This window comes from Xenorhabdus sp. SGI 60, assembly GCF_056632175.1.
In genome coordinates this window covers 4,163,203-4,187,673 of record NZ_CP196860.1, presented here as the reverse complement: position 1 = coordinate 4,187,673, position 24,471 = coordinate 4,163,203, and the positions used below count along the sequence as shown (strand labels likewise).

General features: G+C 43.0%; 22 protein-coding genes and 1 pseudogene. 6 read left to right on the top strand and 17 right to left on the bottom strand.

Annotation, left to right across the window (positions count from 1 at the left end; genetic code table 11):
- Positions 1 to 37: 37 nt before the first annotated feature.
- The 5 genes from ACSJJG_RS19910 to ACSJJG_RS19890 all read right to left on the bottom strand — a co-directional run bounded on the left by ACSJJG_RS19910 (position 38) and on the right by ACSJJG_RS19890 (position 6,176).
- Positions 38 to 856, bottom strand: coding sequence for a TonB family protein (locus ACSJJG_RS19910; protein ID WP_481090329.1), 819 nt, complete (start codon positions 854 to 856; stop codon positions 38 to 40).
- A 20-nt stretch (positions 857 to 876) separates the two neighbouring features.
- A complete protein-coding gene (locus ACSJJG_RS19905; RefSeq protein WP_481090328.1) occupies positions 877 to 1,953 on the bottom strand; it encodes a TonB-dependent receptor domain-containing protein in 1,077 nt (358 codons plus the stop codon).
- A gap of 74 nt (positions 1,954 to 2,027) precedes the next feature.
- The gene (locus ACSJJG_RS19900; protein ID WP_481090327.1) at positions 2,028 to 3,812 is read right to left on the bottom strand and encodes a TonB-dependent receptor plug domain-containing protein; all 1,785 of its coding nucleotides are present in this window, start codon (positions 3,810 to 3,812) and stop codon (positions 2,028 to 2,030) included.
- Positions 3,813 to 3,872: 60 nt separating this feature from the next.
- Positions 3,873 to 5,345, bottom strand: a complete 1,473-nt coding sequence (locus ACSJJG_RS19895; RefSeq protein WP_481090326.1) for a surface lipoprotein assembly modifier — start codon at positions 5,343 to 5,345, stop codon at positions 3,873 to 3,875.
- Between the two features lie 81 nt (positions 5,346 to 5,426).
- A complete protein-coding gene (locus ACSJJG_RS19890; protein ID WP_481090325.1) occupies positions 5,427 to 6,176 on the bottom strand; it encodes a Slam-dependent surface lipoprotein in 750 nt (249 codons plus the stop codon).
- Between the two features lie 570 nt (positions 6,177 to 6,746).
- Here ACSJJG_RS19890 and ACSJJG_RS19885 point away from each other — a divergent pair.
- On the top strand, positions 6,747 to 7,511 hold the full coding sequence (locus ACSJJG_RS19885; RefSeq protein WP_481090324.1) for a transferase: 765 nt from the start codon (positions 6,747 to 6,749) through the stop codon (positions 7,509 to 7,511).
- Here the strand turns inward: ACSJJG_RS19885 and ACSJJG_RS19880 are convergent.
- From ACSJJG_RS19880 to fdhD, 4 genes are all read right to left on the bottom strand, one after another.
- Entirely contained in the window at positions 7,508 to 8,251 is a 744-nt protein-coding gene (locus tag ACSJJG_RS19880) for a surface lipoprotein assembly modifier (RefSeq protein WP_481090323.1), read from the bottom strand. The genes ACSJJG_RS19885 and ACSJJG_RS19880 overlap by 4 nt on opposite strands.
- Complete coding sequence (locus ACSJJG_RS19875; RefSeq protein ID WP_481090322.1) at positions 8,224 to 8,976, bottom strand: tetratricopeptide repeat protein; 753 nt, start codon at positions 8,974 to 8,976, stop codon at positions 8,224 to 8,226. The genes ACSJJG_RS19880 and ACSJJG_RS19875 overlap by 28 nt, the downstream gene beginning before the upstream one ends.
- 121 nt (positions 8,977 to 9,097) lie before the next feature.
- Positions 9,098 to 9,808 (bottom strand): Slam-dependent surface lipoprotein, encoded by a 711-nt coding sequence (locus ACSJJG_RS19870; RefSeq protein WP_481090321.1) that lies wholly within the window; start codon positions 9,806 to 9,808, stop codon positions 9,098 to 9,100.
- A gap of 254 nt (positions 9,809 to 10,062) precedes the next feature.
- Positions 10,063 to 10,908: a formate dehydrogenase accessory sulfurtransferase FdhD gene (gene fdhD / locus ACSJJG_RS19865; protein ID WP_481090320.1), complete on the bottom strand. Its 846-nt coding sequence runs from the start codon at positions 10,906 to 10,908 to the stop codon at positions 10,063 to 10,065.
- Between the two features lie 61 nt (positions 10,909 to 10,969).
- On the opposite strand from fdhD, the pseudogene ACSJJG_RS19860 reads away from it, so the two are divergent.
- Positions 10,970 to 11,125 (top strand): annotated as a pseudogene (locus ACSJJG_RS19860) (hypothetical protein); the annotation flags it as partial.
- A 466-nt stretch (positions 11,126 to 11,591) separates the two neighbouring features.
- Here ACSJJG_RS19860 and ACSJJG_RS19855 read toward each other — a convergent pair.
- Positions 11,592 to 13,664, bottom strand: a complete 2,073-nt coding sequence (locus tag ACSJJG_RS19855; protein ID WP_481090319.1) for a plasmid pRiA4b ORF-3 family protein — start codon at positions 13,662 to 13,664, stop codon at positions 11,592 to 11,594.
- 435 nt (positions 13,665 to 14,099) lie between these two features.
- On the opposite strand from ACSJJG_RS19855, the gene ACSJJG_RS19850 reads away from it, so the two are divergent.
- Positions 14,100 to 15,749, top strand: coding sequence for an LTA synthase family protein (locus ACSJJG_RS19850; protein ID WP_481090318.1), 1,650 nt, complete (start codon positions 14,100 to 14,102; stop codon positions 15,747 to 15,749).
- A 94-nt stretch (positions 15,750 to 15,843) separates the two neighbouring features.
- Here ACSJJG_RS19850 and ACSJJG_RS19845 read toward each other — a convergent pair whose 3' ends face one another.
- Entirely contained in the window at positions 15,844 to 16,503 is a 660-nt protein-coding gene (locus tag ACSJJG_RS19845) for a helix-turn-helix transcriptional regulator (protein WP_481090317.1), read from the bottom strand.
- Positions 16,504 to 16,597: 94 nt separating this feature from the next.
- Between ACSJJG_RS19845 and ACSJJG_RS19840 the strand changes: the two genes are divergently transcribed.
- Positions 16,598 to 18,010, top strand: a complete 1,413-nt coding sequence (locus tag ACSJJG_RS19840; RefSeq protein ID WP_481090316.1) for an MFS transporter — start codon at positions 16,598 to 16,600, stop codon at positions 18,008 to 18,010.
- Between the two features lie 971 nt (positions 18,011 to 18,981).
- Here ACSJJG_RS19840 and ACSJJG_RS19835 read toward each other — a convergent pair.
- From ACSJJG_RS19835 to ACSJJG_RS19815, 5 genes are all read right to left on the bottom strand, one after another.
- A complete protein-coding gene (locus ACSJJG_RS19835; protein WP_481090315.1) occupies positions 18,982 to 19,356 on the bottom strand; it encodes a type II toxin-antitoxin system death-on-curing family toxin in 375 nt (124 codons plus the stop codon).
- Positions 19,353 to 19,574, bottom strand: a complete 222-nt coding sequence (locus ACSJJG_RS19830; protein ID WP_047962450.1) for a type II toxin-antitoxin system Phd/YefM family antitoxin — start codon at positions 19,572 to 19,574, stop codon at positions 19,353 to 19,355. Before ACSJJG_RS19830 ends, ACSJJG_RS19835 begins: the two co-directional genes overlap by 4 nt.
- 888 nt (positions 19,575 to 20,462) lie before the next feature.
- A complete protein-coding gene (locus tag ACSJJG_RS19825; RefSeq protein WP_481090314.1) occupies positions 20,463 to 20,675 on the bottom strand; it encodes an ogr/Delta-like zinc finger family protein in 213 nt (70 codons plus the stop codon).
- Positions 20,638 to 20,853: a hypothetical protein gene (locus ACSJJG_RS19820; protein WP_481090313.1), complete on the bottom strand. Its 216-nt coding sequence runs from the start codon at positions 20,851 to 20,853 to the stop codon at positions 20,638 to 20,640. The genes ACSJJG_RS19825 and ACSJJG_RS19820 overlap by 38 nt, the downstream gene beginning before the upstream one ends.
- A 163-nt stretch (positions 20,854 to 21,016) precedes the next feature.
- A complete protein-coding gene (locus ACSJJG_RS19815; protein WP_481090312.1) occupies positions 21,017 to 21,880 on the bottom strand; it encodes a YicC/YloC family endoribonuclease in 864 nt (287 codons plus the stop codon).
- Between the two features lie 124 nt (positions 21,881 to 22,004).
- On the opposite strand from ACSJJG_RS19815, the gene rph reads away from it, so the two are divergent.
- Both rph and pyrE read left to right on the top strand, forming a co-directional pair.
- Positions 22,005 to 22,748 carry a ribonuclease PH gene (gene rph / locus ACSJJG_RS19810; protein ID WP_285808966.1) on the top strand — a complete coding sequence of 248 codons (744 nt, stop codon included), beginning with the start codon at positions 22,005 to 22,007 and terminating at the stop codon, positions 22,746 to 22,748.
- 103 nt (positions 22,749 to 22,851) lie between these two features.
- Entirely contained in the window at positions 22,852 to 23,493 is a 642-nt protein-coding gene (gene pyrE, locus ACSJJG_RS19805) for an orotate phosphoribosyltransferase (protein ID WP_047771549.1), read from the top strand.
- A 270-nt stretch (positions 23,494 to 23,763) separates the two neighbouring features.
- Here pyrE and slmA read toward each other — a convergent pair whose 3' ends face one another.
- Positions 23,764 to 24,363 carry a nucleoid occlusion factor SlmA gene (gene slmA, locus ACSJJG_RS19800; protein WP_481090485.1) on the bottom strand — a complete coding sequence of 200 codons (600 nt, stop codon included), beginning with the start codon at positions 24,361 to 24,363 and terminating at the stop codon, positions 23,764 to 23,766.
- Positions 24,364 to 24,471: the final 108 nt, after the last annotated feature.

Sequence of the window (24,471 nt, the reverse complement as noted above, 5' to 3'; positions counted from 1 at the left end):
TTGTTTTGTATATTTTAAAAATTTTGTGCTGTTGGATTTACCTCAACATAAAATCGAGTTCTAGTGTGACCATTGAGGCCATATCCGCAGGTTTAGAGCCAACTGAATTGGCGTTATTGATAGCATCGAGTGCGGCATTATCCAGTATGCTATTGCCGGAGGAATTAACGACCTTGGCGGCGGTTAATGTGCCGTCAGCTAGCAGGGTAAAGTTAACTGTGACTATACCTTGTTGTTTCATCCTCTTTGCTTTGCGGGGATAGCGTTTATGGCGTTCGATCTCTTGCCGCAACCTTGCATGGTAATTATCCACCTCACTACTTCCTTGTCCTACTAAAGGCTGTGTCGTTGCTGCTCGGCTCATACTGCCTTCGGAATTAGCCTGATCGCTACCGTGAGTTGCCTGCTCTGTCTGATTGTCTTTCTGTACCTGCGGTGATGGGGTGGGTTTCTTTTCTGCCACTTCTTGCGGTTTTTCTTTCTGCTGCTTTTGGCGTTTCTTAGGTTTATTGGTTTCTGGCGGTTTTGCTATCTTATTTTCAGGGTGAACTGCTTTATCCAGCACAATTTCCGGTTTTGTTGGTGATTCCGGTGCAGTTAAAAGTGGGGAGGGAGGAGCAACAGGCTCCAGCTGATCCTCCCACGATGGGGCGGCAACCATCGTAATGGAAAGCCCCGTAGCAGAAGAATTGTTGTTGATATGATGGGCGGCGTCATCATACGAAGTATGCCGGTTGAACAGCCATATCAGACTGGTATGGAATAAAATGGCAATTAGGATACCAAGCAGCACTCTCCTTCTGGGCATCAATGGAAAACAAGCAGCTGGATTGTCTAATATGGCTGTGTTGGTCATACGATCCTCTAATCAAGTCTCTAAAACTGGCTGGTCAGGCTGAGTTTAAAGGTTCTGCCCGGTGCTGGAATCATCGAGCGCGTTAGCGGATCGAGATAGTAGCGGTTGGTAAGGTTTGTGCCAGTCAACTCCATGGAGATAGCTGGAGTGATTTGATAGCTAATATAGGCATCAACCGTAAATACCGGATTCCAGCGCATTGGGTTATTGGATTGTCCCTCATAAATATCGGGCAAGGCACTCATCAGCCATTTTTCATCTTTGTTTTCTGCTTTGCTGTGATAGAGCATTCGGCTGCCTAGCTCCAATTTTTCATCAAACAGGCGGCCGCCGACGGACAGGTTAGCTGAGTATTTAGGTTGGATAGAGGTGCGCAAAAAACCGCCAGGGAAACCGCCGTCAATACATTCAGGTATACCATAACGATTCTGGGAATCCAGTCTCATGGCCGAGTTACTGTCACAGACCTTATTTTTCATGTTGTAAACTAGCCCCATATCGGCAAAGAAACTGCCGTTGTCATAACGTGCCTGTAGTTCTAAACCAGCCAGTTTCTGTTTGTCCAATTGGGAGAATTGATAGGTACTGTCCCTGTCGAACACATTCTCAATGAGGGTGTTGTAATAGGAAAGTTTGATATCGGCATGGCGTTCAGCTTCGACTAATTGGCTGAAATCGTAGACTAAACCAACTTCCGTGGTTTTGGCGCGCTCAGGCTTAAATTTATGGCCTATTTGGTTGGTTGGAGAGCCTGAAAAACCGACGGTATCTTCAAAAATACTGGGCATTCTTACCGCTTCGGCATAACGGGCGTAGATACGGAAATCGTCGGTGACATAGGCTGTAGCAGAGAAAGTAGGTGCCCAAGCGTGATCCTTACGTTTTGGGGCAGGTTCCCAGGGATCGTTAACATCGGAGCCTGATATGCCATCAGCGTCAACTTTCTTACCGTATTCATATTTATAGACTTCTTTGCCGCTTATTGGGTCGATAACCCTTTCATTCATATCCAGTTGACCATTGAAATAGGGGTTATTGCTTTTATTGAGCTTGCCATTGCTAGGATCGTAATTCCAAGTGAATTTTTCTCTAACCATCTTACGCGTTAGGCCATCACGGGATTTGGGATTCCCTGTTTTAATTTTAACGTATTCTTTTCGTTCTTCTTTACTCAGTTGCGAGAGTTTTGTTTCTTTTGCTTTATCCGAGTTTCTTTTTCGGTCATTGTTCGAAAATAACTCATTTCATGTCCAATTATTTCCTGTTTTTTCTGATAACGGCTATCTCTTGCGGCACGTCGTTCATTAAGCAAATCATCTTGAGACCAGTAGGAGACGCGTTTGGCACCGGCTTTCAGCTCCAGCCATGAAGTCGGCCGCCAGTCAAAGTTAAAGGCGAGATTGATTTCCTGACGCTGTCCTTTACGTGAAGGTGACTGGAAGAAGTACATATTTGTGGAATTGTAGTCATCATTGGAATTGAGGCGTTCCCGTTGGAAATTCCCCATTAAGGTCAAATCAAGACGGGGGTGTAGGGTAAATTTATTGGAGAGATCGATGCCCCAACGGTTGTTTTGGGAATGGGTAATGGCGGTATTGATCAACGTGCCATCAATATTGGGGTTTCTGGGCTTGGTGCCGCTTTCCCAATACCAGTCTCTATCGACGGGTGAGCGAGGATATCCCCCTCCGGTGTTGGTATTGCTGGTGGTACGGGTTGCCCACAGATTCATATCGAAATCAACATAAGGGTTATCTGTGGGCTGCCATTTATAACTCAGGTTAGCGGCTTGCTGGTGGACATTAGCCAGTGGCCATTGAGGAACTTTATTTTCTTCGGGTATAACCCAGCCTAAGCGTGAAGGCATAATATCGCCAAATTCCATGCGCGTATTGCGAAGACCTAAGAGCAGAGTCTGATCATCGGTGAAACGCCAACTGTTTTTAATTAATACAGAACGCATTTCACTGGAAGTATTGGGAACTTCATTACCGGGGCGATAGATACGGGCAGCAAATGGCAGATAGGGGTCCAGTGTTGTGCGGACATTCTTCATGAGTTCCCTGTCGTTTTCCGTAATGGGTTCATCATAACGATGGGCGCCACCTTTACCGGCAAAATAGTTCCCCTGACGACGGTATGCATAGGCCAGCATTAGGTCAAAATATTCCTGCCGTGTTCCTAATGCGAGACGGAAGGCATTATCTTTGAAGCCAAACAGTTTATTGTCTTTCGATGAATGAGGCGTAATTTGTAATTCCGGATCGGTTTCAATCTTATTTTGGATAAAATCGGGAATATCGCGGTAGTCCTGCCCCAATTGTAGGGACGGTGTGCGCTCTCTCACTGAGTTACTACTGGTTTCCAGTTTAGTATTGATACCAAAAGTTTCCCCTTTCGGCACTACATCATCAATGGTCAATGTTTTGATAGATACTGCACCACCGATTGATCCTTTAGTTCTACGGTTCAGAGAAGGGCCTTTTTCGATTTCAATGCTACTGATTAGATTTGGATCGATGTAATTACGGTTATTGGCTCCATGATAACCACGCCCGACAGTAATCGCCTGTTCTGTACCATCAATGGTGACGGGAATTCGCCCTTGTCCCTGAACGCCACGGATATTGATATCCAGAGCGCCACTATTGCGGGCATCACCGCTATATACACCGACCGCACCTTTAATTAAATCGGCGGGAGATGAGCCTTTGTAGCGTTCTATCTCCTTTTTGCCGATATAAATATTGGAGATATCCTTGTCATAGACCGCATTATAACCTGCTTCATCTTTATCGCTGTTATCCGTAACTTGAATCTTACCCAGATCCGTCTTGCTGTTTGGAGTTGTGACCGTAGGTTTGGATTCGGCAAACAGAGGCGGGGCGGCTAGTGATAATGCCAGTGACAATGCCATTGTGATGGGGGTGAATTGTGTTTTTACTCGGTATCCCATTGATATCCCTCGTCTCGATTTGTCGGTTATCATCAAAAATAAAAAATCATCAGATTTGAATTAAAAATACTTTTCCAGCCTTACCAGCACTTCGTTTTTGTTATAGCTGTACAGCCAGTTCACATTGCTGTGATTGCGTCGATGGCGGAAAGTGAAAGAAGGTGTCATGCCCCATATTTCAGCGGCGGGCATTTTAATGACAGCACTGTAAATCTGCTCATTATCTTGGCGTGTGGTATTCAACATCGGGCTGAAAGCGCCAAAATGACGTTTTTTCAGCGTGGCAGACAGTGATCCATTGATACCGGGATAGAGTTGTCCGGCAATTCCCGTCCGAATTCCCCATTGCTGGTAGCGATCCACGGTATACTGGTTGTTGTCGCGATAAACCCAATCGCCGCCGCCAAACAGGACTACGTCTTTGCTAATGGAATGGAACAGGGTGAAGTAGGCTGAGGTAAAGCTGCCATCTTTCCGGCGGAAACTTGGCTGATGACGTAGCTGTTTGTGCTCAAATTCAATATTCATGGCTGTTTTGGACGTGAACGCCCATCGCCATTCTGTTTTGGCACCTACCGCCCGATAATAGGGTTCACCTGCTCGTTGTTTATATTCAAATAAGGAGCCAAAAGAGAAATCATGACTTTTGCTTTTATAGCTGTATCCACCCACCAGTTGAAATGTATTTTCGTTCTCATCGTGGTCATCACGATAGTTTTCGCCATAAATTAGTCCACGACCAAAAATACCGTGATGACCGCTAAGTTGATAGCGTCGACTTAATGTTGCGTCATAAGACATGCCCCATGCTTTGATAGCTTTGGGTATTTGTCGCTTTTTGGAGCATTTACCCCCCAAGTATTGCTGACAGGTGGGTTCCTGATTGGGGGACATATTTACATTATCATTATAAGCGTAACCAGCCGAAAAAGAGCCGCGCCAACTGTTTCTCAGATCTACCGCTTCCAGATAACTGTTAATATTTTTCAACACGACTTCTGGTAGTTTTTGTGCTTTATACAATCCAGTAAACAGTTGTTCAGCTTCCCGATTTTTATGATCCTCAAAATAGACGCGAGCCAGTTCCAGTTCGATACGGGGAAAATCAGACTGTTGATTCAGAACTTGTTGATAATGATAAGCGGCGAGATCGAAATCCCCCTCTAGACGTGCCAGTCCACCCTGAGCAAAATTGACCAACATGACATCATGTTCCGGCAATTTTTGATAAGCGGCGAGAAAGCGCCTGACATCTGACCATTGTCGATGGTTAATGGCCAGAAATAGTGCTTGGCCGATATCATTAATATTGTTTTCGACCTGAAACGTTTGCCCATTAATGACAATCAGTGAAGCATTATTTTCAACAAAAATAGGGTCTGACGTAATCAGATTGGTTTCATTTTCTTGTTGATTATGCTGTACTTCTTGCCAGATTTTTCGTGGAGTATCTTCATCGGCATAAACGGGTAGGGAGAGGCATAGCGCCACCAGTGCCGTTGATAATATTGGCATTATTTTATTGTTAGACATCGGGAAACCAGATCACAAAACTCACGTTTTTAGCAATAAAAAAACAGAGAACAGCCCAAGATGGCACTGTTCTCTGAAAAATTAACGATTACTGTTTAGAACCACCAAAAGCGGTATCTTTGGAACTGTCACCTTCAAATGTGGCATATCCGGCCAGACTGGAAGCACTGTCACCAAAGAAGTGACCTTGTGTTCTCCCTCAAGACCGCCAGTTGTAGCAGAACCCATAAACTGAGCATCAGCGCCGATATCAGCACTAATATCTATTGTCATTGCGGTATTTTCCATGGAACCGACCAGCGTTTTCTCACCGAAGTCTGCGGTAAATGTACCGGCCAGCGCATTGTCACCACTGTACTGGTTGATACCTGTTACCGTATAAGTTGCTGTGCCGTCGGTTGGAATATTGGTGGTGATATCCTTGCCAGCATAATAAACGGTATGGGTATTATCCCCAGCTTTACCCGTTTGAGACCATTCACCAAAGTAAATATCGGCATTAGCAACTTTACTGAAATGGAATACCCCCATACCGCCGTGAGAGCCGGGTGCACCTGCCATTGAGATATTGTGAATCCCATTGCTGTCAGCAGGTGCCATGCGAGTCAAACCGGCAAAGCCTGTGATTTGACCGCCATAAACGGAACTGACACCAATGCCGGGTTCACCGCTTTTGCTACCGTGTGAGCCTGAACCTGCTTGGGTTGCCCCAACCTTAATATGTGGTGTAGTTTCTTGCTGGCTTTGACCAAACCCTACTGCTGCCTGAGCCTGTGCCATCAATCCCAATGTGCCTAAAGCGGCGATTAATACGTTGAACTTTTTCATCATTATCCTCGTTTGGAATGGGGGATCCCTCGTTACCCAATCTTAAAAACGGCCTGATCTATTGCGCGAGAAAAACCTACACCGTTCAAATGATAATGTAAATGATAATTATTAGTATTTGTTTCGCTAATAATGGGGTTTATTAGTCAATATCTTTTTTTATTTTATTGATTTTTATTTTGTTTTTTACATTATTGGACAAGGTTTAATCTACTCACTTTTTTGTTGAAAATGTGAGGTTGGTAGATTTTATTTACTGAGGTTATTTTGTTATTAACAAGTTAATTAGCATTAAAAAAGTTTCTAATGTAATTAAATTAATAGGGTTATATAACTATTCATATAATTAAATAAAGTTAATGCAGTTATGTATATTTTATATGGGGAAATATTCATCCCCTGTTGTGGAAAATAATGAGTTATGGTGAAATTTGAGCGCAAAGAACCAATCAAATAAATGTTTACCCATATCTTTATTTTCTGTATTGCAGGAAGCCGCTATTTAAAAGAATAAAGGGTATATCAGTTTTCATATATCTATCTGGCTGAAAAAAGCCTAATTGGAGAGGCATTATGGAAGCAAAAATCATTATTCAATCTGCTGAAGAAAGGACAGATCTTGGTGATGAGGTAGAGGAGCTTATTGATAACAATTGGCCTCTATTTATGAATTATGATGCAGTCGCTGAACAACATTGGCATAAATTATATGAGCCTGGTTTTAGTCACTTTCAAAAACTTGCCATTCTGCAACAGGGGAAAGAAGAGCGTCTTATTGGCTTACTGAACTCAATTCCTTTTCCTTGGGAAAATCATTCGTTAGATCAATTGCCTGATGAAGGATGGGATGCGGTATTTGACGCGGGTGGGAGAGCTAAAGGAAAGGTGCAAGCCAACCTGATTTCTGCCCTGAGTGTGACGGTTGATCCTGCATTTCGAGGGCAAAATATTCCGGCTTTATTGATCAACAGCTTGAAACAGACTGCCAGAGATGAGCGGTTGCAGGGGCTGGTTGTTCCTGTCAGGCCGAGTTTGAAAAGCCAATATCCCCTGCAAGACTTTGTCGAATATTGTGGTTGGAAAAATGATAAAGGCGAACCGTTTGATCCGTGGATCCGCTCCCATTGTCGTTTAGGTGCTAAAATCATCAAGCCCGCTCTTCGCTCCATGGATATTTATGGCACCTTAGAACAATGGCAGGAGTGGACAGGCATGAAGTTTCCGCAGAGCGGGGAATACGTCATTCCGGGTGGTTTAGTGCCATTGGTGGTGGATGTTGAAAAGCAGATGGCTTATTACATTGAGCCTAATTTGTGGATGTACCATAGTCTGGATTAAAAATATTTCTCTAACTGTATCTGTACTTCGTTTTTATCATAACTGTATAGCCAGTTCACATTACTGTGATTGTGTTGATGGCGGAAAGTTAAAGAGGGGGTCATTCCCAATATCTTCGCGGCAGGGAATTTAATGGCAGCAGTATAGATCTGTTCATTATCTTGACGTCTGGCACCTAATAACGGGCTGTAAGCGCCGAAGCGTTGTTTCCTCAGTGTGACAAACAGCGAGCCATTAATATGGGGATAGATTTGTCCTGCTATTCCCGCACTGACTCCCCATTGTTGATAACGAGATGTTGGTTGTTGATTATGCTGATAGCTCCAGTTGCCACCACCAAACAGAATTAATTTTTCACTGATGGCATGGGATAGGCTGAGATAGGCTGAGGAAAGTTCGTTATCTTTCCAGCTGTAAAGTGGTTGGTAACGCAATTTTTTATGTCCAAGTTCAACATTGAGAGTGGTTCTTTCACTGACAGCCCACTGCCATTCCATTTTAGCGCCGATAGCATGGTATGCGGTATTTCCTGCACGCTGTTGATATTCAAACAGAGGGCCAAAGGAGAAATCATGGTTCCAGCTTTTATAGCTGTAGCCACTGAACAACTGGAACATATTTTCATTTTCATCATGATCGTTGCGATAATTTTCACCATATACCAAGCCACGGCCAAAAATGCCGTGATGGCCGGCAAGCTGGTAACGTCGGCTTAAGGTTGCATTGTAAGTCTCCCCCATGTTTTGACAGGCTTTGGTACTTGCCGTTCAATTACGCACTTTCCCTCGTTGTAAAGCAGGCAGATCGGTTTTTGGTTTGGCGACATATTGATATTGTCGTCATAGGTATAGCCAAATGAAAGCGAACCGTTCCAGCCATTTCTTTGGGTTACTGCTGCCAGATATCTATCGATATTTTTCAATACCACTTCTGGTAACTGATATTGTTTACTGATTTCTTTAAATAGCTGTGCAGATTCCCGGTTTTTGTGGTCTTCAAAATAAACGCGGGCCAGTTCCAGTTTGATACGGGTAAAATTCGGTTTTTGACGTAAGATCTTTTGATAATAAGAGGTAGCAAGTGCCAAATTCCCTTCAATACGTGCTAATCCACCTTGGGCAAAATCAATGAGAAATGGATCGTACCCGGGAGTTTTTTGATAAATCGGCAGAAGACGTTTGACGTGTTGCCATTGCTGATGGTTAATGGCAAGGTACAGTGCCCGACTAATCTCTTTAAGATTATTTGTCCCATCTTGTGTAGAAATAGTGTTTGGTATAATTAAACTGGCTTCATTGCTCCGTTGGTTGTGTTGTTGGTTATATCGTGCTTCTTGCCAAATTTTGTGGTTAATATCTTCATTGGCCCAAACTTCCGGGGAGAAAAATGAGTTCAGCAGTGATATTAACAATATGAGTAATATTGGAAATTTTCTCTTTTCAATCATTTTTTTTCGGTCAGACATAGCGAAACCCGATTCATAAGGCCCATATTTATTTGAAATAAACAGTTTGGAAATAAATAGGGTAAGGAAGATGAAAAGGAAAACAGTGCCTAAAATGACACCGTTTTCTGGGAATTAATGATTATTCTTTAGCACCGCCGAAAGCAGTATCCTTGTTTCTGTCGCTATCAAATTTGGCATATCCTGCCAGAGTGGAGGCGGCATTACCGAAGAATTTTCCATCAGTAATGCCATTAATACTACCGTTGGCTGTGGCTTTACCTGAAAAACCGGCATTGTCATTGATATTGGCATCAATACCAATATTGAGTGAGTTATTGCTCAGCGAACCATTCAGTTTTTTGGTACCAAAGTTTGCGGTAAGTTTGCCGGAGAGGAGATTGTTGCCGCTATACTGGCTCAGACCTTTTACTGTATAGGCCGCAGTACCGCCAGTTGGCAAATTGGTTGTCACATCTTCGCCTGCATAAAAAACTGTGTGGGTAACATCTGATTTATCGGCTGTTTTCTGTGCCCATTCCCCAAAATAAACTTCTGCGTTGGGAACCTGACCGATATCGATATATTGGCTTTCGATTAGTATATTACTATATTTAAAATGGTAGATACCATTATTGTCGAGAGTGGCTTTCTTTTTCAGTTCGGAGGCAGGAAGTAATTTATCTTTTACTAGAGGCAAAGTGATACCCAGGGCTGGCTCACCTTTTACCTCTCCGATTATAATATGTGGGTTGGTTTCTTGCTGGCTTATACCATACCCAAATTTTGCCTGAACCTGTGTAGTAAATCCGAGAACGCCTATCATGGCGATTAATACATTGATCTTTTTCATGTGAAACCTCACAAGGTATTGAATATTTTATTCTCCTTTCATAAGAACGTCCTGAGCTTTTTGTGTGAAAATAATGCACAAAAAATATACAGCAACTAAAATGTATGCTGGATAAACAGCGTTGTAAATAATAAGTTATTTTTATGTTTATAATTTGTTGGGTTTTATTTCTTACAAAATTTTTTAAATCAACTAATTGAAATTAATTTGCTATTTTTGGATGGGGTTGATTTTTGGTTGTTCCACTACTTCAATTAATTCAGTAATCGTTGAGGATGGGTATACACTGTCGCTCTTTCTGGTTTGCAAAATCCGATCAACGTCAGGTTGCATTTCTGTGCGACCTCAATGGCGAGTGAGGTTGCGGCAGAAACGGCAAATAAAATTTCGACCCCGCAGTTAGCTGATTTTTGCACCATCTCATAACTGGCACGGCTGGAGACCAACACAGCTCCTTGTTGCCAGCCTGTTTTTGCCCGCATTCCCAGCAACTTATCCAGTGCAACATGGCGCCCAACATCTTCGCAGCCACCAAGTAATTTGCCCTCTGGATCGATCCAACCCGCTGCATGGGTACAGCCAGTGAGCGCGCCGATTTCCTGAACATGCGGTAATTGGGCAAGTGCAGCATCAAGGTAGGAGAGTGAAAACGTTTGGGTGAAGGGCAGGGGCGTAATTGGGCGTAAGATCTCTGCGAGTTGTTCTGTGCCGCAAATACCGCAACTCGTTCTCCCAGTCATATTGCGTCGGCGCTCTTTCAATCCCGCAAAACGGCGGCTGGAAAGTTCAATGTGAAGTTCAATACCACCGTGACAGCTCGTTGTCGAATCAATACTCCTGATTTCCTGTGGAGACATGATGATCCCCTCCGATAAGGAAAACCCGATAGCAAAATGATCGAGATCTTTCGGGCTGGTCATCATCACGACATGGGAAATACCGTTGTAGACCAATGCAACAGGTACTTCCTCAGCGACCCAATCTGGCGTTGGACTGCCCAATAGGTCGCTTTGTTTGGCATTTTTTTGTTGTACATTGGTGCGAGATGCACCGCTGATTCTCTCCATAGTTAACTCATTTTCTGGCCTTTTATTTTTCATTAATGAATTCCCCAGTAGTTTGATTCATAATACTGTTTATGTGGATAATATATCACCAATCACCAATGCCAGCCTGATTGTGCGGGAAGATTTTTCGTTCGAGGATGCGCTGTTCAGTGGCTATGATGCTGAAAATCGCAAGTACGATAAAACGACATGGCACTATGAACTGGATGAAAGTGGTTTTGCCAAACGTGACAAAACCCTGACCCATCCACATTGGTATCGTGAAACGGTGAAACAAGAGCAGCAAAAAGAGAAAGAGTGAGTTTAGGGCAGGGTATTTTGTGTACTCTGTCTTGTTTGTAATCGTTTGTTATAAAAGGTATTTTAATAATTGATAAACTTTGCATTGTGGTCACATAATGGCTGCAATGTTCGTTATTATTTGATTGTTGCAATCAGAGTCGGTTTAAGTGTGCGCATTTTGACGGGTAGATCATGTTGACAATTGTTTACCAGAGTCGGTTTAAGGCTATACAGGATGCTAAGAAACACGGAACTGATATTGTATCGCGTTACCGTTTTAGGTGGTGTGATTGCTTACTGCCTTAAATGGAAGAAACCATGCTGAATTTATTCAGGTAGATGTTCCAGTCGACTAAACGGAATTCAGGTTATATCGTCGTTCTCAGAAAGGTGGAGGAAACCGGAGGCCGTTTTCTCCTCCGGTTTATTGACTTTTAGTGATTGATGAATACCTTGAGTTTCTTATTAACCTGCTGTTTATCAAAAGGTTCCAGCGACTCACTTGGGGATAATCCCACAAGCTCTAATTGTTCTGCTTCATCTTCAGTCAGGAGTTTCTTTTTTCTCAACTTGAGCAAATAGTTCCAATTCCAAATGCCACCAGAATCTTCTGCCGGACACATGCCATTACCTGCGGTCACTTCCGGCTGGATAATATCTTTTGGCAGGACTTTCTCTACTGTTATTTGATGGAACCAATCATCGCCAAAGTCATATTGGTAGTTGAATTCATCCCCAGCTTCCTCCAGAAATGCACCGATGCACATTTGGTCATAATGTTCTTCTGGAATGTCGATTCCTGCAAAACTAAAACTGAATAGATGAGCATCTTCCCAACCCATGGCCGTTTGTATCACATCATGAAATTCACTGAGTGTTAGCTGATTGCTGACACGGATCCGGCGCCATACGGCTGGCATTGCATCGAATAAACTCACTTTAAGAACCAAACCTTGCGGTTCAATCTCTTCCTCTTGCTCCATGTAGAAATATTCAAAACTGAGTTCAGCCAACATATCAAATAAAGCAAATCTCTTGCGATTTAACGCAGGGTCTCTCAGGGCATAAGCCAAATCTAAATATTGCTCTACCAGATATGGCGCTTGTGGTGGCAATCTGTATTGTTCGATTGCCGCGGAATAAGTCAGACGTTCAATAAATAGCTCGCGGTTTGCATAATAATAGAGCTTCAATAAGTCCCTGGGTTTTTTCGCCTTCAACAAGCATTCTTCCGGCGCCAGCCAAGACAGTATTAATGATGAACCCATGGTGATGCCAAGGCGATTTTGATCCTGTCGTTTCGGATTAACTTGGTAATCGAACTTCTGGCTCCAGTGTTCAAGTTCAAATGCTTCTGGCTGTGTCCATTCGACGGGAAGTTGTGACAACCAATAAAGTGAGTTGAGATCGAGTGGTGTGTTTTTATTTTGTTGAACTGAAAGTATCCACGGTAAAATCTGTTGCAGCCAGTCGGGGGAGACCGGAGTAAAGTCAACATAAGCTTCATTATTGCCCAACTCTTCAATCAGTTCGGGGATTGTACTCTCAGGATCAATATTCAGTAAGCTCTCGCGGATACCAGATTTGAAATCCAGCATCATATTCGTTTGATATCCTTGACCATCCAGTGTGATTGTCATCATCATGCTGGCACAGTCATTTCCATCAACGTGAGTGACGTATAATTCGTGTATCTTCGCTGTTTCCCGCGCCTTATTGTGTTGCGACATCGCCTTTTTTTTCCAGCGTTTAAAACAGGAATGAATGGCAGGATGGCGGTTAAAACGTGCACACAGATTGACAAGTTGCAGGTAGGATAAATTTTCCCATGCAGAGGAAGGGCAATCGTCCAATGCTTGCGCACAGGCAAGGGCAATGGGTTCTTCAAAGTATTGGGTGAGTAATAGCAGGGCATCTATACCCCATGAATGCTTGGCGACTTCCGACAATAGATGAGGTAAGGCTTCATGAGGAACGACGGAAAGCCCGCTTTCAAAAAAGTCAACAAATTCAATACCAGAATGAATTTCAAACTGCTTAAACAGTTGATTTAAGTTTAAGGATTTTTTAGGGAAAGTCGCTATGTTGGTGTTATCAGGATATTGGGGGGCATCCAGTAGCTGGGTGATGTCAGTTTTGATATGAAACTGATTTCTTTTCAGGATTGATACACATAATAATACGCATTCACTATTAATCTCGAATTCTTCTTTGGTATAAACCAAAATTTGCTCAATAACTTCTTCAAGCTGCTGTTTGGTCTCAGCAGGCAATTTGTTTGCTGTTAATGCAAGTTCCGCTATGGCAACTTCAAGCCAATGGTTAATGCTGTCCCCTATCTCCGTCATCGCTTCCTTGGGCAGCGCTAGCACCAGGCTAATCAATAAGAAGACGTTTTCTGGATCGGAAAACCACTGTATCTGCTTTGGCGTTAAGGAGCGCTGTTTATCGGGAGTATGGGCGTATTTTTCTATTGCAGATAGCAATTTTTCAGGTGTTAATTTCATTATCAACCTCTTCAATATCTTCAATATATCTATATTTCAACCAAGAAGAGTGCTGGTTATCACGCTGTCATATCCACCATTCCCCTTTACTATTATTCAACAGTCTAACCTGAATTTTTGTGAAGGCAGTAAGTTTGTGTTGAAATTTATCCACGTTATTTCCAGATTGCTGCTTTGTGGTCTGTAACTTGAAATCGATAGGATTTGGCAATGCCATTCCGCTGGAGATAGAATTGGATGAGCTTCTTGGTTATTCTCAGCAAGAAATTCGTCGCACAAGCCGCGGCCTGTGAAGTGGGAAGAGCCGCGCCTGGCCGCCTCGCCCGATAGAGCGGGGACGGGGGCAGTCACCATTTTATTTACAGTATCTCTGACAATCTGTGCTATTTTTCATCGGGTTGACAAACTGAACTCATGTGTGGAATTTAATAGAGTATGAAAAAAAAGATAATCTCGAGGATTTATCTTGGATTGTTGTTGATTGCTTCCTTGATATTAGTGTTTGAGAAAGGTGGAGATATTTATCCTGCACTGGTGTCTGTCGGCGTATTCGGCATCATCTTTGGCCTGGCTTTTTTAGTTTCAGCACGCTGGTTATTTTCGGCAGTGTTCACTGGCACCTTATTTATTACCCTCAAATTCCTCAACCAGATAAAAATCCATTACTACAAAGAACAACTGATGTTTTCTGATTTGAATGTTATGTTAGATCCTTCAAATCAAGAGACTTTGCGCCACTATTGGCTGGCAGGTATCGCTGTAGTGGCGATGTTTATCTGGTTGATATTCAACATAATATTGAGCTGGAAAGTAGTGCCTTCTGCGCCTGGGATCAAATGGCGCTTCGCCAGTATCGTTTTGATGGTTGTGAGTGCCTGGGATGTCAACCTAACGGTTAGTGTCTATCATGCTCAATGGCAAGGGGAATTGCCGAAGGGGCGGGGAACGGTGACCAATATGGTGATGTCTGCCTCGGATGCGCAATATCAGCCACCGAAATTTGGCTCATCTGCTGATTATTTCTTGCAACAGGCGAAACAAGTGATGCTGCCTGAACCTCAGTCAGAGGTGAAACCCGATATGGTTGTATTGCTGCAAGAGTCTACTGTCAATCCCCATATTTACCAATTACCTGCCAATGTGCAGTTGCCCGATCTTTACATGTTCCGGCGTGATGCAGGTGTCAGTGCCCAAAGTCCACTCAGGGTACAAACCTTTGGTGGTGGAACCTGGTTATCTGAATTCTCCGTTTTAACCGGATTGAATACGGATGATTTTGGTTCACGTAAAAACGCGGTATTTTATTTTGTCGTTGATCACCTGAAAAACAGCCTGTTCCGTGCAATGAAAGACAACGGCTATTACACGGTTGTTCTGACACCGTTTAATAAGTCTGCTTACCATGCGGGACATGCTTACAAGACACTGGGCGTTGATCGCATTATCCAACCGCAGGAGTTAGGTTATCCCGCTGATATGGATGAAAATTTGTGGAAAATCCCGACACAAGATATGTTGTCTTATGTGAAAAATATCTTGGCTAAGGAAACAGACAAACCGATTTTTATTTTCTCTCTGACTATGTATGAACATGGTCCTTATGAAGAGAGCCATCATGATGATTATGGTTTGACTGACAAAGTTAGCCCTGCAACGGCGGCAGGTAAGTTTAGCCATTACATGGCAAAAATCGTGGCATCTGATCCTGCCATCAGGGATTTCAGTGAATTCGTTGCCAATCGCGCCAAACCCACCATTTTCCTCTATTTTGGTGATCATCAACCAAACATCAATTTTGAACATTATAATTCTCCGCTACCTGATCCGGCACATGTGACTCAGTTTACGTTGCGAGATAACCTGAAACAGGGAGCGTCAATAACAACGGGTAAACTGACGGATATCTCCTTCCTCGGCGGAATAATTTTGGAGCGTGCCCGTTTGCCAGCGCCAGCGTTTTACCAAGCGAATATGATCATGCGCCATTTATGTAATGGTGTCTTGAATGATTGTCAGGATAGTGCACTGGTAGAGAGTTATAAGCATTATATTTACCAGCAGCTGGAAGCGGCAGGTAAGGAATAATGTTATCCCTTCTGTCGGTGATGTCACTGACAGAAGGGATGTGTTATCGATATACTATGACGATAGGGCGCTATTCGTGAAGCCTTCCGTTATATTAAGAATGTGCGGCGGTGATGCGATAAGCGCAGCGTCGGTGACCCCTAAGGATATATTCGGTTCTTTCCACATTGGCTTGCAGGATCTCCCGAAACAGTTTCAGCTCTGTCCGACAAAAGCCCTGACACAATTTGGCAGCGGCACAAATTGGGCAATGGTTTTCAAAAAACAGAATAGTGCCATTTTCCTCAACAGAATAATGAGCCATATAACCTTCTTGGCAGCGAATCGAGGCAAGGCGCTCAACCTTCTCCTGTAACCCTGTAGCACCCTCCATCGCCTTTTTATAGTTGGAAAAAGCCTCTTTTTCACGGGCGCTGATAATCAAATCCATAGCATCTTCACCCAACTGATTACGAATAATCGAGATTAGCTGCGTTGTTAACTCTGCATGGGCATCAGGAAATTTGGTATGGCCTTTCTCTGTGATATGCCAAAGCTGTACTGGACGCCCAACTCCCCTCGTTTCTGATTTTGCTTCAACTAATCCCTCTTTAGCCAATTTCACAAATTGTTGACGGGCGGCTTCTCCAGTCGTTCCCAATAATTTGCCGGCATCAGAGGCTTGTAAGGCGCCTTGAGTTTTTAACAGCATTAATAGCTTATCACTCACTGTTTGCCCTACGATTGTACTATTTTCCAAGTCATCGCTTGACATATTGTTGATCCCGACATTAATTTATTCCAAGATTTATCTTGTTTAATTTAGCGTAAGACTTTTCACAACTCAACCTGTGTTCAGGGCAAAAATTATGATAATGACTGAGGAAAGCCGCTGGAGGGATCTGTTTTCCAGCAAAAATGCTCCAAGTGCGATAGCACTTTCACTGGGCGTGGTATTGATGGCAATTAATACCTTAATTGCGATTACTATTCTGCCTTCTGTTGTCAATGATATTGGCGGATTGAACCTCTATGCCTGGAATACGACATTGTTTGTCGTGGCATCGATTATTGGTTCCGTTCTTTCTGCGAGATTGTTGAGTGCCTTGGGCGCAAGAAATGCTTATCTGGTTGCATCACTGGTTTTTTTTATCGGCAGCTTACTCTGTACTCTTGCACCGACAATGGACGTGATGCTGGTTGGAAGAACTATTCAGGGCCTTGGCGGGGGATTTTTGTTTGCCCTTTCCTATTTGATGATTAATCTCGTATTTGTTCAATCACTTTGGCCGCGAGCTATAGCGTTGGTTTCGGGGATGTGGGGAATTGCAACTTTAATAGGGCCAGCCATTGGCGGTGTTTTTGCTGAAATGGATGCATGGCGTTACGCATTTGGCATCATGCTTCCCATTACTCTATGTTATGCCGTATTTACCTACCTTATTTTACCTAAAACAGAAGCGCAGAATAAAACCAAAACAGCATTGCCCATTGTGCAATTGATCCTATTGTCAGCGGCGGTACTGACGGTTTCTTCAGGCAGTTTGTCACCGGATGTTCGGTTCAACATTCTCGGCATTGTTGCGGCTGTAATATTAATCTTTTTATTGATCATCTATGAGCGCCGAGCCTCAGTAAGATTATTGCCTGGAAATTCCCTAAGTTTACGTTCTCCTCATTTGGTTTTATTCACTACCATATTTCTATTGGTAGTGGGTTTATCGGGGGATGTTTTTATTCCCTATTTTTTGCAAATTCTGCATGGGCAATCCCCTTTGGCTTCTGGTTACATGGTTGCTTCCGTGGCAATGGGGTGGACTATAGGAGAAATACTCAGTGCTAGCTGGAAAGGGACAAAGATGCGGTTTGCAATTGTCAGTGGTCCTGTCTTCATGTTGGTTGGCATGTTGGTATTGCTTGTGTTGTTGCCATCTCAGTCGGCAGGGGAGTGGCAGATTATACTACCGATAATCTTGGGATTGGGGATATTTGGCTTCGGGGTTGGATTCGGCTGGCCTCATATTTTGACTCTCATTTTACAGGCTTCCCGTGATGCGGATAAAAACATTGCCGGTTCATCTATTACCACTATACAGTTATTTGCCTCTGCTTTTGGTTCTGCATTGGGGGGAATGACCGTCAATTTGTTTGGATTTTATCAGCCAGGGGGAATTGAAGGGGCAGCTTCTTCTTCTCATTGGCTATTTTTACTCTTCTCCATTGCACCGATATTGGCATTATTAACAGCATACCAATCAGCAAAAATTAAGGCAGAGGAATAAATTTATTATCAACGGCATTATCATAAAAAAGTAATGCCGTTTTCTTGATTACGTGTGATGGGAGATATCCGCATAATAGTGGTGATTGATATCATAAATAAGAACTAAGGATATTTGATGTTAATAATTTCCCATATGTCAAAGGATATCTGAAGAAAAGGCACAGATGGCAGTCCTGATTATCCCGACAGAGTCTTATCTGTTAATCCTTCTGCTACCAGTGATTCTGGTATTTTTTATCAAAATAATCTAATCCAAAAGCTACACACTAAACCTAAACCTAAACCAACAAGGAATACAATACCTGCCACTGCAATAATACTCCCTCCCAGAAGTACAGTCGCTGTTAGTATTGACTGTTTGGCCTCCCCTCTTTTTAGTCTGATCCTGTTGGCCCAAGAGCAGTGGCAACAATGGCTGTTTTCGCCATATCTATTGTTGATGTGTTTTCGCAATTTCATTGTTATGTATCATATAATTGTACGTTTTTTTATACATGATATACATATAAATTGTACGTTTTTTTTGTGTGATTTTTGTGTGCTTATTCAACAACAGGGATCTGGTACGGATTACTTTTACGCGCGACTTTTTTTTATCCTCATACGATGCAACCAATTGCACGCTAAGGGGTTCATTTGGACCTACGCATCATCTCTGATGGGTTCATTCATCACATCACTTGTCTTTCGTGCATTTTTTTTCCTATACCATGATATTCGTCGGTTCTTTCTCCTTTTTTTTTCCTCTCGTGCAACCAATTGCACGCTAAGCTACGCAGATACAATTTCGAGGTCTAGATGGTTCATTTGGATAGAATAAAATATATAAAGCCAGTAATAGCTTGTATTAACTGGCTTTATGATTTGTTCTTGATTGTCTAACCCGCATATTCTTGAATCTGCTCGCGCATCTGTTCACTCATCCTCATAAATAGTAAGTTGTGATTATGTTTTGCAGCTTGGATCAACTTAGTCCACCAATTCGCGCAGGTGTTGCGCCAATTGCTCAACGGTCTTCTCACCTGTGGCAGCTTCTACCGTTAAGTTTTCTAGTGTATTGTCGTTATCACGGATCTTAATGCCGTTACGGTAAAGAAAAGTCATGGTAACGAAAAATGCTGTGCGCTTATTACCATCATTGAAGATATGACCGCGAGCAATAGCAACCCAGTAGGTGGCTGCAAGTTCAAAGATGTCTGTTACATCTTCGTAGTGGGTACGGTTTTGCACTCGATAGATGAGTGCCTCACCCCTGCCAGAATCAGGCATTCCGGCAACGCCCGGAAGCCGCTGCAATATACGGTCATGAAAAGCGATAACCTCCTGTGCACTGACCCATATCATCGGTTTGTCAGTGCCTCTACCGTATGCCCATGACGCTGCATAATAGAATCAAACTCTGCATCCAGTTTGGCATTCTGGTATGCCTCGAATTCTGCCTTACTGATAACGACAGCTGAGCTGCCATCTCGACGAGTAATTTCAACAGGTTCGCCGTGGGTAGCAGCATCCAATACTTCTGAAATATTGGCTCGTGCTTGGGTTGATGTATATGTACGCATAATATGCCTCCAAATATGTACATATTAATTGTACATATTTTGGCTGCTTAATCAACAATCGAGATCTCGGTACGGATTACCTTTAAGTGCGACTTTTTACATCTTCATATAACGCAACCAATCGCACTCTAGGCTACGCAGATATAATTTTGCGGTCTAGATGGGTTCATTTGGAACATGTCACCACATACACCCACGCCACGTAATCCCCACGAAATAAACGTAAACCCCACGTAAAACGCACTACACCGCGCCCGCCTGCACGTTTTAAATCAAAAAATTTTTTCAGTTTTAAAATTCTACAAACCAAATCACCAGACCGCGCCAATACTGACTGTGTGAGGAAAATTCCAAACTGAAATGAGTGAAAAGAATTTCAGTCTCTTATTCAGTTGAACTCTCGTGCGTTGATTGTATTTATTTGAAATAAAATGATTTTTCTATTTTCGTGAGATTTTTACTTGGTGGAACCCAACATCGTAATCCCCACGAAATAACGTAAACCCACGTAAAACGCACTACACCGCGCCCGCCTGCACGTTTTAGATCAAAAACTTTTTTCAGTTTTAAAATTCTACAAACCAAATCACCAGACCGCGCCAATACTGACTGTGTGAGGAAAATTCCAAACTGAAATGAGTGAAAAGAATTTCAATAAATTTCAGTCTCTTATTCAGTTGAACTCTCGTGCGTTGATTGTATTTATTTGAAATAAAATGATTTTTCTATTTTACGTGAGATTTTTACTTGGTAGGAAACCCAACATAAAAACTAAAAAGTCAGTTTTTATACGGGGTTAGAGGAAATGTAAACTGAAATCGTGTGAAAAATTTATTTTCACTGTTAGCGTTCTGCTCCAGACAATTATTGATGCTATTTCTCAGGTGATTACAACTTCAATACATGATTACTTGGATCTTGTACCAACTTACTAGGGCGTATCGAATGTGAAAAACGCATGGTTAAAACGTATGTATGACCACATTCAACATCATTACAACAACAGTAAATCTCCGGTATGTTATCCAATCCTTCCACTTTGATTTTTTTGATTGTTGCCTGCTCACCGCACTCTGGGCAATAAACTTTTAATACTCTCATTGTCGATAACCCTCATATCTTTCCACGCCGTGGGTAAAACATAAAATTGAATGGTGGGTTCTTGATTGCCAGTGCCTTTTTCAACACGACGAAAGCCCATCATATTGAGAGGACGGCTATTTTCGTCATACCAATCGGCAAAACGACTGAATTGGTTACGTGAGATAAACTCGGTCACCCCAAAGTGGTTTTCTTAATGTGCTATGGGTACACCTTTGAGTACACGCCAATCATGCGCTACTGTGATTCGCTCTGCAATGCCCTGATAGTAAAAAAGCCAGTCAATACAAGGTATCTTCTGGCTTTGTGATATGTTGTATGTTGTGATTCGCTAAGAAACGCTATTCGATATTCTGAATCTGCTCGCGCATCTGTTCAATCAGTACCTTCAACTCAATTGCAGAATTTGTCACATTTGCATTAATTGATTTTGAAGCCAATGTATTCGATTCGCGGTTAAATTCTTGCATCATAAAATCCAGACGGCGGCCGACGGCTTCTTTTTTCATCAGGATATTACGTGTTTCTTTGACATGGGCATCCAGACGATCCAACTCTTCTGCTACATCAGTACGCTGGGCTAATAAAATTAGCTCCTGGTCAAGGCGGTTATTATCTAACTGAATTTGTGCTTCTTCCAACTTGGACTGTAAGCGCTCGCGCTGCCATTGTAGGATTGCCGGCATTTGTTCTCGAACTTTAGCCACTTCTACAGTTACCGCATCTAAACGTTGTTCAATCAGTGTCTTGAGCGCTTGTCCTTCGCTCTCACGGCTCTGGATAAAAGAATCCAGCGTCAAATCCAATTCCGCTAACAATTGTGCACTAATAGCGTCTAAATCTTGCTCTTCAGCAGACATCACGCCCGGCCAGCGTAAGATATCTGCCGGATTAATTTCACCTTCATTACTCTGCTGTTTAACCCAGTTTGCTGCTTCAACCAGTTGTTTTGCCAGATTTTCATTCAGAATCAAAGAACCTTGGGTAAGGGTATCCAGCTCAAAACGCAGGTTACATTCCACTTTGCCGCGCGTCAGACGGGAACGAATGCGCTCACGGATGACAGGTTCAAGGCTTCTGAATTGCTCTGGCAGGCGAATATAGGTTTCTAAGTAACGTTGATTGACAGAACGCAATTCCCACGCTGCATTACCCCAATCTCCCCTGATATCTCTCCGTGCAAAAGCAGTCATACTACGGATCATAATTCGTTCCCAATTTATAAAATGATGTGCGGATTATAGCGCCCCGTGTAGATGCAGGATAGGCATTCACCGCTTTAGGCCGTATAATGCGCCCCTAAAATGTACGAACAACGGAGATCACACTATGAGCTTAGTAGGAAAGCGTCCAGCAGGAAGGTCAGCAGGGCAGGTGCGTCCTATTAAAATGACCCGTCATTACACCAAACATGCGGAAGGCTCTGTTCTGGTGGAGTTTGGGGATACCAAAGTGTTATGTAATGCCTCCGTTGAAGAAGGAATTCCCCGTTTTCTGAAAGGCCAGGGACAAGGCTGGATCACCGCTGAATACGGCATGTTGCCACGGGCGACCAATAGCCGTAATGCGCGCGAGGCTGCCAAAGGCAAGCAAACAGGCCGCACGATGGAAATCCAACGTCTGATTGCACGTTCATTACGTGCTGCCATCGACTTAAAAAAGCTGGGTGAATTTACTATTACGCTGGATTGTGATGTGATTCAAGCGGATGGCGGTACTCGTACTGCGGCTATTTCTGGCGCTTGTGTGGCACTGGTCGATGCCCTAAATAAGCTGGTTGCGCAAGGCAAACTGAAAGAAAGCCCACTAAAAGCAATGGTTGCGGCAGTCTCTGTTGGCATCGTTGAGGGTGAAGGACGTTGTGATCTGGAATATGTCGAAGACTCTGCGGCTGAAACTGATATGAATATCGTCATGATGGATGATGGCAGAATGATTGAAGTGCAGGGTACGGCAGAAGGTGAACCGTTCAGCCATGATGAGTTGCTCTCACTGCTCTCATTGGCAAAAGAGGGATTGGATACGATTTTCAAAGCACAGCGAGATGTGTTAGAACAAGATCCATTAAAATAATAAATAAATCAGGCGGCTGAAGAGTCGCCTTTTTTATATCTGTAATAAATTTACCTGCAATAAATAGTAATGAATGACAAGAGATCAAAGAGGAGAAACTCCAATGAAAGCCTATCAGCGCGAATTTATTGAGCTGGCACTGGAAAAGCAGGTGCTGAAATTTGGCGAATTTACGCTGAAATCGGGTCGCAAAAGCCCATACTTTTTCAATGCGGGCCTGTTTAATACCGGACGTGACTTGGCGTTGATTGGTCGTTTCTATGCAGCAGCGTTGCTAGATAGCGGAATTCAGTGCGATTTGCTGTTTGGACCGGCTTATAAAGGCATCCCGATTGCAACCACTACCGCAGTGGCATTAGCTGAACATCATGATATCGATATGCCTTATTGCTTTAATCGCAAGGAAGCTAAAGATCATGGCGAAGGTGGATCATTGGTTGGTAGCCCTCTGCAAGGTAATGTTGTGGTTGTGGATGATGTCATTACCGCAGGTACGGCGATCCGTGAGTCGATGGAAATCATTAAACAACATGGCGCAACGTTATCCGGTGTGATTTTGTGTCTGGATCGTCAGGAACGTGGGCGTGAAACGCTTTCGGCGATTCAAGAAGTTGAGCATGACTACCATTGTCAGGTTTTCTCCATTATTACTTTAAATGATTTGGTGAGTTATTTACGCGAAAATCCAGAGATGCAATCCCATTTGGAAGCGGTGGAAGCTTATCGCAAAGAATACGGTATTTGATGGCTGGAAAACGTGGCTCGTTAGTAACCTAACTAGAATTGGGTTGAGCGAAAAAAATCCCTCGCCCAAGGATGGGCGGGGTGAGTAGTAGAAATGGCATCTATCTATATGGTAAGGATTGTGACAATGATGCCATTATTAAGTCACTTAGTAGTGAACTCAATGAGCTGGAACATATTAACACAACTCAATAAAAAATCCGCACGTTATCATTCACTGTATAAGGATATGAACTTACGATACTGCGATAAGCTATTGTAGTGGATTAGATTATTGCAGTTGGGTCAATATCAATGGCCAGCGTACTTCAAATTCAGTTGTCGGGCGATAGCGAAATTCAGAGCGAACAAAACGGGAAAGCATCCCTTCACAAAACGCCAGTAACTGTGATGCCAACACAGATTCTTCATGAGCGAATCCTCGTCCATCACGGATTTTTCTCTCTTTTAAAATTTGGCGAAGTTGCATTTCAATTCGCTCAAATAGCTGGTTGATGCGATTTTGCAATCTGTCTTGTTCGAACATGAGGGCATGACCAGTCATAATACGGGTCAGCCCCGGATTCCTTTCTGCAAAACCCAAAAGCAGGACGAGAATTAACCGAATACGTGTGATGGTGTCTTTTTCATCTTGCAGGATCAGATTGATACGAGAAATTAAGGAATCTTCAATAAACTCAATCAAACTGTCAAACATCCGGGTTTTGCTCGGAAAATGACGGTAAAGGGCTGCTTCAGAAACACCAACGTTTGCGGCAAGTTTTGCAGTAGTAATACGTTGGCTGCCATCACTGGATTCCAGCATATGTGCTAGTGCCTGCAAAATTTCCTCACGCCTATTTTTCTTTTTTGTACGTTCTTTTTCTGCCATGTCTGGTAAGACCCCTGCTAAAACAGCAAAACAAATCCAGCTATTTTTTGCCACAACGTTATTGCTGTCAAAAACTATTGTTGTCACAAACATTGTGGGCAAAAAATA

What these genes read in the sequence shown, in the direction of transcription:
- ACSJJG_RS19870 (WP_481090321.1), bottom strand. Translation starts at nt 9,808, where the DNA reads ATGAAAAAGATCAATGTATTAATCGCCATGATAGGCGTTCTCGGATTT.
- ACSJJG_RS19835 (WP_481090315.1), bottom strand. Translation starts at nt 19,356, where the DNA reads ATGATATGGGTCAGTGCACAGGAGGTTATCGCTTTTCATGACCGTATA.
- ACSJJG_RS19885 (WP_481090324.1), top strand. Translation starts at nt 6,747, where the DNA reads ATGGAAGCAAAAATCATTATTCAATCTGCTGAAGAAAGGACAGATCTT.
- ACSJJG_RS19815 (WP_481090312.1), bottom strand. Translation starts at nt 21,880, where the DNA reads ATGATCCGTAGTATGACTGCTTTTGCACGGAGAGATATCAGGGGAGAT.
- ACSJJG_RS19895 (WP_481090326.1), bottom strand. Translation starts at nt 5,345, where the DNA reads ATGTCTAACAATAAAATAATGCCAATATTATCAACGGCACTGGTGGCG.
- pyrE (WP_047771549.1), top strand. Translation starts at nt 22,852, where the DNA reads ATGAAAGCCTATCAGCGCGAATTTATTGAGCTGGCACTGGAAAAGCAG.
- ACSJJG_RS19910 (WP_481090329.1), bottom strand. Translation starts at nt 856, where the DNA reads ATGACCAACACAGCCATATTAGACAATCCAGCTGCTTGTTTTCCATTG.
- ACSJJG_RS19845 (WP_481090317.1), bottom strand. Translation starts at nt 16,503, where the DNA reads ATGTCAAGCGATGACTTGGAAAATAGTACAATCGTAGGGCAAACAGTG.
- ACSJJG_RS19890 (WP_481090325.1), bottom strand. Translation starts at nt 6,176, where the DNA reads ATGATGAAAAAGTTCAACGTATTAATCGCCGCTTTAGGCACATTGGGA.
- ACSJJG_RS19830 (WP_047962450.1), bottom strand. Translation starts at nt 19,574, where the DNA reads ATGCGTACATATACATCAACCCAAGCACGAGCCAATATTTCAGAAGTA.
- ACSJJG_RS19855 (WP_481090319.1), bottom strand. Translation starts at nt 13,664, where the DNA reads ATGAAATTAACACCTGAAAAATTGCTATCTGCAATAGAAAAATACGCC.
- rph (WP_285808966.1), top strand. Translation starts at nt 22,005, where the DNA reads ATGAGCTTAGTAGGAAAGCGTCCAGCAGGAAGGTCAGCAGGGCAGGTG.
- ACSJJG_RS19905 (WP_481090328.1), bottom strand. Translation starts at nt 1,953, where the DNA reads ATGGTTAGAGAAAAATTCACTTGGAATTACGATCCTAGCAATGGCAAG.
- fdhD (WP_481090320.1), bottom strand. Translation starts at nt 10,908, where the DNA reads ATGAAAAATAAAAGGCCAGAAAATGAGTTAACTATGGAGAGAATCAGC.
- ACSJJG_RS19875 (WP_481090322.1), bottom strand. Translation starts at nt 8,976, where the DNA reads ATGTCTGACCGAAAAAAAATGATTGAAAAGAGAAAATTTCCAATATTA.
- ACSJJG_RS19840 (WP_481090316.1), top strand. Translation starts at nt 16,598, where the DNA reads ATGATAATGACTGAGGAAAGCCGCTGGAGGGATCTGTTTTCCAGCAAA.
- ACSJJG_RS19880 (WP_481090323.1), bottom strand. Translation starts at nt 8,251, where the DNA reads ATGGGGGAGACTTACAATGCAACCTTAAGCCGACGTTACCAGCTTGCC.
- ACSJJG_RS19825 (WP_481090314.1), bottom strand. Translation starts at nt 20,675, where the DNA reads ATGAGAGTATTAAAAGTTTATTGCCCAGAGTGCGGTGAGCAGGCAACA.
- ACSJJG_RS19900 (WP_481090327.1), bottom strand. Translation starts at nt 3,812, where the DNA reads ATGGGATACCGAGTAAAAACACAATTCACCCCCATCACAATGGCATTG.
- slmA (WP_481090485.1), bottom strand. Translation starts at nt 24,363, where the DNA reads ATGGCAGAAAAAGAACGTACAAAAAAGAAAAATAGGCGTGAGGAAATT.
- ACSJJG_RS19850 (WP_481090318.1), top strand. Translation starts at nt 14,100, where the DNA reads ATGAAAAAAAAGATAATCTCGAGGATTTATCTTGGATTGTTGTTGATT.